The sequence below is a fragment of the Lactobacillus sp. genome, from assembly GCF_051893255.1.
In the GTDB taxonomy this organism is placed as follows: Bacteria; Bacillota; Bacilli; order Lactobacillales; family Lactobacillaceae; genus Lactobacillus.
This window is the reverse complement of sequence record NZ_JBJFHB010000031.1, coordinates 1-10,519: the sequence shown is the minus strand read 5'-3', so window position 1 is coordinate 10,519 and position 10,519 is coordinate 1. Positions and strand designations below refer to the sequence as shown.

9 protein-coding genes are annotated in these 10,519 nt (G+C 51.3%); all 9 read right to left on the bottom strand.

All coding sequences use genetic code 11. The features are described 5' to 3' along the window. Window positions 1-98: 98 nt before the first annotated feature. Window positions 99-272 carry a hypothetical protein gene (locus ACI4WN_RS02875; protein WP_439776886.1) on the bottom strand — a complete coding sequence of 58 codons (174 nt, stop codon included), beginning with the start codon at window positions 270-272 and terminating at the stop codon, window positions 99-101. 155 nt (window positions 273-427) lie between these two features. Further along, window positions 428-1,657 carry a lactate oxidase gene (locus ACI4WN_RS02870; protein WP_439776885.1) on the bottom strand — a complete coding sequence of 410 codons (1,230 nt, stop codon included), beginning with the start codon at window positions 1,655-1,657 and terminating at the stop codon, window positions 428-430. A 132-nt stretch (window positions 1,658-1,789) separates the two neighbouring features. Beyond that, window positions 1,790-3,325 carry an L-lactate permease gene (locus ACI4WN_RS02865; protein WP_439776884.1) on the bottom strand — a complete coding sequence of 512 codons (1,536 nt, stop codon included), beginning with the start codon at window positions 3,323-3,325 and terminating at the stop codon, window positions 1,790-1,792. 331 nt (window positions 3,326-3,656) lie between these two features. Then, the gene (locus ACI4WN_RS02860; protein WP_154486578.1) at window positions 3,657-4,454 is read right to left on the bottom strand and encodes a metal ABC transporter permease; all 798 of its coding nucleotides are present in this window, start codon (window positions 4,452-4,454) and stop codon (window positions 3,657-3,659) included. After that, window positions 4,454-5,107: a metal ABC transporter ATP-binding protein gene (locus tag ACI4WN_RS02855; protein ID WP_439776883.1), complete on the bottom strand. Its 654-nt coding sequence runs from the start codon at window positions 5,105-5,107 to the stop codon at window positions 4,454-4,456. Before ACI4WN_RS02855 ends, ACI4WN_RS02860 begins: the two co-directional genes overlap by 1 nt. Before the next feature lie 8 nt (window positions 5,108-5,115). Further along, entirely contained in the window at window positions 5,116-5,910 is a 795-nt protein-coding gene (locus tag ACI4WN_RS02850; protein WP_439776882.1) for an HAD family hydrolase, read from the bottom strand. Window positions 5,911-6,098: 188 nt separating this feature from the next. Continuing rightward, window positions 6,099-8,066 (bottom strand): PTS fructose transporter subunit IIABC, encoded by a 1,968-nt coding sequence (locus tag ACI4WN_RS02845; protein WP_439776881.1) that lies wholly within the window; start codon window positions 8,064-8,066, stop codon window positions 6,099-6,101. 24 nt (window positions 8,067-8,090) lie between these two features. Beyond that, window positions 8,091-9,005: a 1-phosphofructokinase gene (gene pfkB / locus ACI4WN_RS02840; RefSeq protein WP_439776880.1), complete on the bottom strand. Its 915-nt coding sequence runs from the start codon at window positions 9,003-9,005 to the stop codon at window positions 8,091-8,093. Next, complete coding sequence (locus tag ACI4WN_RS02835) at window positions 9,005-9,754, bottom strand: DeoR/GlpR family DNA-binding transcription regulator (protein ID WP_008460385.1); 750 nt, start codon at window positions 9,752-9,754, stop codon at window positions 9,005-9,007. The genes pfkB and ACI4WN_RS02835 overlap by 1 nt, the downstream gene beginning before the upstream one ends. Between the last annotated feature and the right edge of the window lie 765 nt (window positions 9,755-10,519).

The window sequence follows — 10,519 nt, the reverse complement described above, 5'->3', positions numbered from 1 at the left end:
GTTGACATACTTTGGGGGCCACCCCATGCCTACACTCACAGCAACAACCAACCACCGCCCCACCAAGCAAAAAATCCTGCCCAAAGGCAGGATTTTTCTTACTCATCTATGTACTTCTTCTCTTCTTGGTGCTTGATCTTGATCACCAGCGGTGTCAACTTCACCACTAAAAACTTGACGAAGTAGTAGCTAACTACGAAAAAGACCACAATGCTCACTAGCCAAGTCAGCAGCATCGGCCAAATATTCAGGGTCACATCAGCTAAAGTCATCCTTCTCGCCTCTTTTCCTCACTCACACGCTTAATAATATTATATCCTTTAAAAAAGTCGCGCGCCCATCTTTAGTTTAAAAAATAAGCACCCCCAAGCCTAGAGGCCTGAGGGTGCAGCGGTTTAAAAAATTACAGATTTACAAAATCATCCTCTTAGTGGTGGGATGCACCAGAAACAGCATCAGTGCCGTCTTTCTTAATTTGGTTCACAGCCGTTACTGGGTAAGGCTTACGTACGCGTGGGTCCGTGCTGGATGGACGGGTGTCGCCTGCGTATTCAAAGTGGGTCAAGCGTGCGTGCTTAACGTCTTCGATGGTCTTGCAGCCAGTCAGTTGCATGTCGATCTTCAATTCGTCGTTCAACTCGTTAATTACGGAAGCAACCCCGTGAGGGCCACCCAAGGCCAAACCGTAAAGGTAAGGACGGCCAATGCCAACCAGGTCAGCACCCAAAGCCAAGGCCTTGAAGATGTGGGAACCGCGGCGAACGCCACCGTCGAAGATGACTGGTACGCGGCCGTTTACCGCCTTCACAACTTCTGGCAAAACGTCGATGGTTGCTGGAGCACCGTCGATTTCCCGGCCGCCGTGGTTAGTCACGTACACGCCGTCGGCACCAGCAGTCAAGGCAACTTCAACGTCTTCAGCGCAGTTGATCCCCTTCACGATAACTGGCAAGCCGGACATTTCCTTGATGCGCTTGATGTCGTCTGGACCGATGTTTTGCGCACTTGAAGCGTACATTTGGGCAACGGTTTGACCTTCACCCTTAGCGCCTTGGAAGCGGGTGAAGAAGTCAAGTGGTACTGGGAAGGCGAAGTCAGTCCGCAGGTTGGCTTCCCGGTAGCCTGATACCAAAGCATCAACCGTTAAAAGGATTGCCTTGTAGCCAGCAGCGTTGATGGCGTCAAAGACCATTTGGTTGAAGTCCCAGTTCTTGGACAGGTACAGTTGGAACATCCGCGGTGCGTCTGGTGCAGCCGCAGCGATTTCTTCAACTGGCTTGTTGCCGTAAGTTGAGGAGCTGAACATGGCACCGGCCAAGGCAGCACCTTTTTGGGTGGCAACTTCGGCGTCCGCATGGGAAATCCCGTGGCAGGCAATTGGGGAAATCATGATTGGAGTCTTCAATTTCATCCCCATGAATTCCATTTCCGTTGATGGGTTGTCCATCCCCGTCAAGGAGCGAGGCACGATTTGGTAGTGGTTGTAGGCGTTGGTGTTGTTTCTCCAAGTCCATTCGTATTCTGAGCCAGACGCAACGTAGTAGTAGGCGCCTTCTGGCATTACTTCCTTGGCTCTCTCTTCCAATTCGTCAACGTTAACAAACTTTAAATCTTCATCTGCTTCGCTTTGTGGGAAGCCCTTAATGTAACGAGTCATTCGCTTTTTCTCCTAATCATTTAAAAATTACTATCAATTACTTATTACTTACAAGATTTATCATAGCATTTAATTGCTATCAAAGTAGCACTTTTTTCTAGGACTTTTTTAATTTTTCAAAAAATCTTCCCGTTAAAAATGCAAGTTGCCAGTTGCCAGACCGACTGCGTACAAGAAGACGCAGATGATCACGGTGTAGATCCCGCACCACTTGAAGGCGCGCTTCAGGATTTCCCCTTCGCTGCCTTCTTGGCCGATGGCCGTACTTGCGACGGCGATGGATTGCGGGGAGATCATCTTCCCGGCCGTGGCGCCAACCATGTTGTTGGCAACAACCCAGGTCTTGTTCACGCCCAGGGTTTGGGCTGCTGAGTATTGCAATTTAGCAAAGAGGATGTTGGAACTGGTGTCTGAACCAGTGACAAAAGTCCCAAGAGCCCCAATGACCGGTGCGATCAGCGGGTATACTGGCCCCATCAATTTAACCAGAGCAACGGCGATAGCACTGGTCATGCCGGCATAACCCATGACCTTGGCCAGGGCCACGATTGAAGCGATGGTGACAGCCGTCTTGCCGATCCCCTTGATCACTTCACCCAAGACGCCGAAGATTTCGCCAACCTTCATGCCTTGGATCAAGGCCCCGATAAAGGTGGCAACCAGGATCAAGGTACCAGGTGAAGACAGCCAGTTGAGGGAGAACTGACCAGCATTTTTACCAGTGTAGATCTGGAACTTGATGGTGGCTGAGTTCAAAGCCTGGTTGATGACTGGAAAGAGTGAGGAAGCAGCAAGCACAAAGACGAAGACCAAGATAAATGGTGCGCAGGCTTGAAGGAGCTCGCCGGCCGTGTGCTTAGGCACCTCTTCTGACGCTACGGCATATGTTGGGTCATCCTTGTGCTTTTTCGCTAAGAGAGCCGTCACCAAGATGCAGACGATGGCACCGGCAATGGCTGGCAGCTCGGCCCCAACGTACTTGGAAACCAAAACTTGCGGCAAGGCAAAGGCCAGACCGGACATGAAGGTGATGAAGCCTACGCCCTTAATAGCCTTGACGCCGCCGGTCAGCCCCACCAAGATGTAAGGGATGACCAGGATCAAGACGCTCAGCTGGAGGGAGACGATAAAGGCAGTGTGCATCACGTCAAGGCCAGCGGTTTGAGCCAGGGTGATGACCGGCAGCCCCACGGCGCCGAAGGCAGTTGGGGTGGTGTTAGCCACCAAGCAGATCACGGCGGCTTCGATCGGGTCGATGCCAAAAGTCATCAGGATCGAAGCCGGGATGGCTACAGCTGTCCCGAAGCCAGCGATCGCTTCAAGGAAGCCCCCAAAACCCCAGGCAATCAGCAAGACCAGGATCCGCTTATCAGTCGTCAGGCTGCAGAGCATGTCCTGGATTTTTTGCATGGCACCGGATTTAAAGGTCACCTTGGAAGTGAACATGGCAGCCACGATGATGTAGACGATTGGGAAGATCCCACCGACGATCCCTTCTAAGGCCCCTGTCGCCGTGTCCAGGACTGGCAATTTAAAGGCAAAAATTGCCAAGAGCATGGCTAAGAGCAAGGCAATAATCCCAGCACGTGCGGCTGGCATCTTCAAGGCGGTCAAGGAGACCACCAGCCAGACGATCGGGATTAAGGCAAAGATAAAGTTAACCCACATACTAAAACTCCATTCTTACGGTTAAAAATATTCTTCTATGAATATTTTTAACCTAAAATTTATCATTTATTTCTTTACGCTTTTTATTATACATGAAAGCGCTTAATTTGTCATGTGAATTTTAGAAACTTTTCCCGTCCTGCCGCCCTTTTAAAAGCACTTTTTTTCACAAAGTCTGTCTATCCAATGAAAGAAGCAAAGAAAAAAGCCCACGGCTGTGGGCTTTTGTTCAAGATTCACAAATGTCATTTGTAACAAATTGTGCAAAAATCACTAAAACTTTTTCTATTATTTAAGCATTATCGATTAGCTTTTCATCAAAAAAGCCAGCCTAAACCCGCTTGCGGCGGGAATGGGTGAAGTAGACCGACAGGTAGGCCCCCACTTCAATAATAGAGATGAAGAAGGTGACCGGCCAGTTGGTGATGTAACCCAGGCACAGGCCAATCCACACCCCGGCCAAAGCCAGGCCAACCGACCAGGCGATCATGGACGGGATGGACTTGCCCAGGTACTTGGCCGTGGACGGCGGCATGGTCAACAAAACAAAGACCAGCATGGAGCCGACCACCTGAGAGCCAATAGACACCGCCATAGCCAAGGCGACCAAGAACAAGACGCCAACCAGGCCCGTATTTAGGTGGTGGGCAACGGCCCCGATGTGGTCAAAGGAGTCGTAGTTCAGCGGTCTTTGGATGGCCAGGATCAAGATCAAGACGATGATCGACAAGCCCACCAGCTGGTAGACGCTAGAGCGCGACACTCCGATGATAGAGCCGAACAAAATGTTGGTCGCATAGCTGCTGGCCGAACTGGACAAGGACAAAAAGAGGATGCCCAGGCCGACAAAGAGGGCCGAAATAGCGGAAATAGATGATTCTTTCTGCTCGGTCCGCATGGACAATTCCCCCACCCCGATGGAGCCTAAGAGGGCAAAAATCAGCATCCCCGTTAAGGGCTTCAGGCCCATCAAGACAGCGAAGGCCGCCCCGGCAAAGCCGATTTCCGACAAGGTGTGGGCCAAAAAACTAAAGTTGCGCGCCACGACGTAAACGCCGACCACCCCGCAGGTGATGGCAATGAAAGTCGCGGCCCAAAAGGCATTGCGCATAAATTCGTAAGCAAACATCAGTTGAACCTCTCCTTAAAATCTGCCATCTTCCCCTGCTGAACCGTGCCGCCGCTCAGGTACAGGTAGTCCTTCATGTAGCGCTTGGCCAGAGGCAGGTCGTGGGTGACAAACAAAACCGTCATCTTGTGCTCTTCGTTTAGGTGGGCAATCAGGTTCATCAGTTCTTCCTTAGCCTTAGGGTCCAGGCTGGCTGTGGCTTCATCCAGGATGATGAAGTTGGGCTGGTCAAGCAGGGCCTGGGCCAGGTAGGCCCGCTGCTTTTGCCCGCCGCTGGCCTCCCCCATCCGGATGTCGGCGAGCCCCTTCAGGTAGGTTTCCTGCAGGATGTGGTTCACCTGGTCTTTAACTTTTTGACTCTTGAAAAAAGGCGTATTCAGCTCAATAAAAGACCGGATGGACAGGGGGTAGTCCGGGTCAATGTTGCGAAACTGCGGCACGTAGCCGACCTTAACGTCGTCAGCCAGGTCATAGTAGCCCTTGGTCGGCGTCAGCATCCCCATCAAGATCCGGACCAGGGTGGTCTTCCCCGCCCCGTTCGGGCCAAGCAGCGCCGTCATGGAGCCCTGTTCCAGGCTGAAGTTCAATTTGTTAAAAATCTCCTGGTCGCCAAACTTCATGCTTAAGTCGACGACCTGCAAAGCTTTGCTCATAGATTCTCCTATCTAGTCAACAAATCCAGCATCTTGTCTTGAACGGCACTATCGTCGCTGGACCCAATCAGGTGGTTGGCAGCGCGCTTGGCCTCAGGCAGGGCCGTAGCGGTCGCGTAGCTGGTGCCGGCAAATTCCAGCATGGCTACGTCATTGCCGCCGTCGCCAAAGGCCACCATTTCGCTTCGCTTGATGCCGTAGCGCTGGCCGAGCAGCTTCAGGCCCACGGCCTTGTTCATCCCGGCCCGGCTGATGTCAACAGCGGCGTTGGACCCGGCCACCATGTCAAGGCTCGGGTACTTTTGCTTCAAGACTTGGGCCATTTCACTGGACTTGCCCACTTCGGTGGAAATCGTGAACTTGAAGATCCGGTCGTTGACTTCGCTGTAGTCGTCCACCACCGTCATTTTTTCGTAAAAAAGGTGCAGGTGCTTGATAAAGTCTTCGCCGTACCGCTTCAGGGTGTAGGCACTGTCGACCCCGGCCAAAACGGTCTTTTGGTCATCGTACTCTTTTTTAATCTGCCAAATCGTGTCCAGTTCTTCCTGGTTCAGGTCGATGATGTTCAGGATTTCCCGGCCCTTTAAGACGTAGGCGCCATTTTCGGCTACAAAGTAGAGCTGGTTCAGGTATTCCTTAGGAAAGCGGGTCAGCAGGTTTTCGTACTGGTTGCCGCTGGCGATCACGAACTTGACGCCTTGCTCCTTGGCCAGCTTCATGATCTGCTCAAACTTTCCATGGTCATACTCTTTTTGCGAGTTGAGCCAGGTGCCATCCATGTCGGTTGCCATTAATTTAATCATTTTTGTCTGTTCTTTCTAAGCTAGTCTGATTTAATTTTTTCACTTACACATTGTCTAAAAATCTGTAAGGTTTGAGTGTAACACAACTTTTTCCACAATTCTAGTCTATCATTTTTTGGCACGAAAAAAGCGCGGGCCGCTTGACCTGCGCTTAATTCGGTTATTGTTATTGTTGAGAAAAATCTTGATTACTTTTCAACTGGCTTTTTCCAGAAGCCCAAGATCAAGGCAGCAACGATTGAGCCGGCTGCTACGGCTAAGAAGTAGCCAAGTGGGTTGCTTGACAAAGCGATAACCCAGAAACCACCGTGAGGAGCTGGAACGCCAACGTGCAGGAGACCTACCAAGAAGCCGCCGACAGCACTACCGATGATTGAGGAAGTGATGACGCGCAGTGGGTCAGCACTGGCAAATGGGATGGCACCTTCAGTGATGAAGGAGAAGCCCAAGATCCAGTTGGAAACGCCGGCGCGGCGTTCGTCTTCAGTGAACTTGTTCTTGAAGAAGGTAGTAGCGATGGCAGTTGCAAATGGGGCAACCATCCCGCCGACCATAACGGCAGCCATCAAGATAGCGGCAGTCTTAGAGTTAGGGTCGTTAGCGAAGGCACCGGAAGCGAAGACGTAAGCAGCCTTGTTGAAAGGACCACCCATGTCGATACTCATCATGCCGGCCAAGATCGTGGTCAACAGGACCAGGTTGCCAGTACCCATGCCGTTCAAGAAGGCCGTGATTGCGGCGTTCAAGGCACCAAAGATTGGGTTGACGATGTAGTACATGATGAGCGCTACAAGGAGCAAGCCAAAGATTGGGTACAGCAGCATTGGCTTCATACCTTCAACGTTCTTAGGCAAGTTAGCAAACAGCTTCTTCAAGCCCAAGATCAGGTAACCAGCGATGAAACCGATCGCGATCCCGCCCAAGAAACCAGCTGGTGAAGCAGCCTTGGCGTTCACGTTAACGGCGTAGCTGCCGCCAAGAGATGAGTTGGTGATGGAGGCCATGAACCCGCCGACGAAACCAGGCATCAGGGCTGGCAAGTCACCGATTGATTCAGCGATGTAGCCGGCCAAAACTGGAACCATGAAGGCGAAGGCCAAGTTACCAGCACTGTTCAAGAAGATGAAGGCTGGGCTCTTCGCACCGCCCATGTATTGTTCAACCAGGAAGGAGATGGCCATCAAGATACCACCACCGATAACGAATGGAAGCATGTGAGAAATACCACTCATCAGGTGCCGGTAGATGGTTGACCAGACGCTGCCATCGCTTGAAGCAGTTTCGGTTTGTTCACCAGCTTCTGCGTGGTAAACGCTGCCCTTGCCGCTCAAGATGTCGTCGATCAGTTGATCTGGCTTGTTGATCCCGTCAACAACTGGGTGCTTAACCAGTTCCTTGCCGTCAAAGCGGGCCATCTTAACTTGCTTGTCAGAAGCGATGACAACGCCGACAGCACGCTTGATTTCGTCTGGAGTCAATTCGTGCTTAACGCCTTCAGAGCCGTTGGTTTCGATTCTCACTTCAACGCCGCGCTTTTCACCGGCCTTGATCAAGGCTTCTTCAGCCATGTAAGTGTGGGCGATCCCGTTGATGCAGGCGGTAACGCCGACGATCAATGGCTTTTCGCTGTCGTCAGCCTTAGCAGCTTCGGCCTTCTTGGCTGCTTGCTTGGCTTCGCGTTCAGCGTCTTCCTTGTCCTTAGCTGCTTCAGCTTCGGTGAAGAGGTCGATGACTTCTTCAGGCTTAGTAGCGCCCTTCAGCTTGGCAACCAGGTCAGGGTTGATCAAGAGGCTGCTCAATTTAGCCAAGGCTTGCAAGTGGGTGTTGTCAGCGCCGGCAGGAGCGGCGATCATGAAGAAGAGGTGGACTGGTTGACCATCAAGTGAGTCGTAGTCAATCCCCTTTTCACTTTTGGCAAAAAGCACTCTAGCCTTGTTGATGTATTCGTTTCTAGCGTGTGGCATCGCGATGCCTTCGCCAATACCAGTGGTGCCTTCTTTTTCTCTAGCCCAGATTGATTCAACAAACTTTTCCTTGTTGTTGACAATGCCGGTTGCTACTTCAAGGTCAGCCATTTCGTTAATGGCTTCTTCCTTGGTAGTGGCCTTCAAATCCATAATCATGGATTCAGGGCTCAAAATATCCTTAATCCGCATTAGCTTTTCCTCTCACTCTTTACTTTATTCAACAGTGTCAATCTTAATTTGTGGCAAGACCGCGTCGATTTGGCTCTTAACGGCGATGTCTTCGGTGAAGGCCGTAGCCCCGCCGCAGGCACTGCCGACTCTCAAGGCTTCGGCAGGGTCGTGGGTTTCAAACCAAGTCCCAACGAAGCCGGCAATCATGGAGTCGCCCGCGCCAACTGAGTTAACGGCAGTGCCCTTAGCTGCGTTTGCGTGGTAAACGTGGTCCTTGGTTACCAGGTAAGCCCCTTCGCCAGCCATAGAGATCATCACGTTTTGGGCGCCCTTTTCCAAAAGCTTTTTAGCAGCTTCCAGCATGTCGGCAGTCGTGTTAAAGCTGGTGCCAAACAAGTCGGCCAATTCGTGGTGGTTAGGCTTGATTACCAGTGGGTTAAACTTCAGGGTTCTGAGCAGGGCTTCGCCAGTGGTGTCAACAACGAATTCTGCACCCTTTTCCCGGATTACTGGAAGCAGGCTTTCGTAGAAGTCGGTTGGCAGGCTTGGTGCCAAGCTGCCGCTTAAGACAACTACGTCGCCTTCCTTTAAGTCGTCAAGGCGAGCCTTGAAGGCTGCGACTTCTTGATCGGTGATGTCAGGACCGGCAGCGTTGATTTCCGTTTCTTCTTGAGCGTGGATCTTCACGTTCACGCGGGTGTCGTCGCTGATTCTGACGAAGTCGCTGTTGATCTTTTTAACATTCAATTGGCGAATGAGTTCTTCGCCGGTGAAGCCACCGACAAAGCCCCAGGCAGTGTTGTCAACGCCCAGCTGGTTCAAGATCTGGGAAACGTTGATCCCCTTGCCCCCAGCTAAGAATTGCGTATCATTTGACCGATTGGTTTCCCCATCCTTAACTTCTGGCAATTGCAAAACATAGTCAAGGGCTGGGTTAACAGTCACGGTATAAATCATTATTCAGCCTCCTCAAGTTGAATATTTACTGGTAAATATTGCCGATCTTCCTTTTTTAGCTTGGAGATCAGGGTGACCTCTTCGCTTTTAGCAAATTCGGCAAAGGTTACTTCGTTGATCTTGCTGCGATCCAGCAAAACGAAGGCGTGCTGGCTCTGGGCGATGGCCGTCTTCTTCACTTCGGCCTCTTCCGTGTCGGGCGTAGTCAGGGAGCCTTGTTGGCTCAAGGCATTAGCCCCGATGAAGGCTGAATTGAAGTTCAGCTGCTTCAGCTTGGCCACCGTGGTTACGCCGACGGTCGCGTGGGTCTCTTCCTTGACCCGGCCACCCAGCATGCAGGTAGAAATGCCTGCGTCCGTGAGCGCCAGCGCCGTGTCCATGCCGTTCGTCACGACGTGGAGGTCCGGAATCTTGGCTAAGAAGGGCACCATTTCGTAAATGGTCGTCCCCGCGTCTAGAAAAAGGTAGTCGTGGGGGCGGACCTTGCTAGCGGCCTTCTTAGCGATAGCTTCCTTGTCGGCGTGGTTCATGGTGAAGCGGATTTTCTGCGCCACGTCTTGGCCAAAAGTCTGGATGCTTCTAGCCCCGCCGTGGACCCGCTTGAGCCGGCCTTGGTCTTCCATTTCGCTTAGATCGCGTCTAATCGTCGATTCAGATGATGACGTCAGTTGGCAAAGTTCTGCTACCCGGCAGATTTGATGTTCGTCAACATAGCGGGCAATTAATTGTTGTCGTTCTTCCGTCAGCATCTTCGTCTCACCTCGTATAATATTGTAAAGGCTTTCTCAGTCAAAAGCAATCAAAAACAGTCAAATTTGTGCATGAAATTCTGTGAAATTAGAATTTAATCTTTTCAGGCGATGGGAAGGGGTTTAGTTGGGTGCCACGCTTGGTTTTATTAGCTTTTTCTGGGGGATTTGTTTCGCTTTTTAAGTAGGTGGTGCGGGATAGTTGGCTGGTGTGGCTCGGCCGTGATTGTTTTTGACTGATTTGGATGGGTGAGGTGACCGCTTTCATAGCAGTGTTTGCTGTCGGGAGCGTGTTAGGTATGGATCTGGTGTAGGGCATCGTTGCAATGTTGGTGCGGGACACATGAACTTACTCAACCGGACTGCTTTTTCCGAAATTCCGCCTCAGAGTTGACTCAACCGGACTACTTTTTCTGAAATTTCGCCCCCGAGTTGACTCAACCGGACCACTTTTTACGAAATTTCGCCCCCAAGTTGACTCAACCGGACTACTTTTGCCGAAATTTCGCCCCCGAGTTGACTCAACCGGACTACTTTTTCCGAAATTTCGCCCCCGAGTTGACTCAACCGGACCACTTTTTCTTAAAATTTGCACCCGAGTTGACTCAACCGGACTACTTTTTCTGAAATTTCGCCCCCGAGTTGACTCAACCGGACCACTTTTTACGAAATTTCGCCCCCAAGTTGACTCAACCGGACTACTTTTGCCGAAATTTCGCCCCCGAGTTGACTCAACCGGACTACTTTTTACGAAATTTCGCCCCC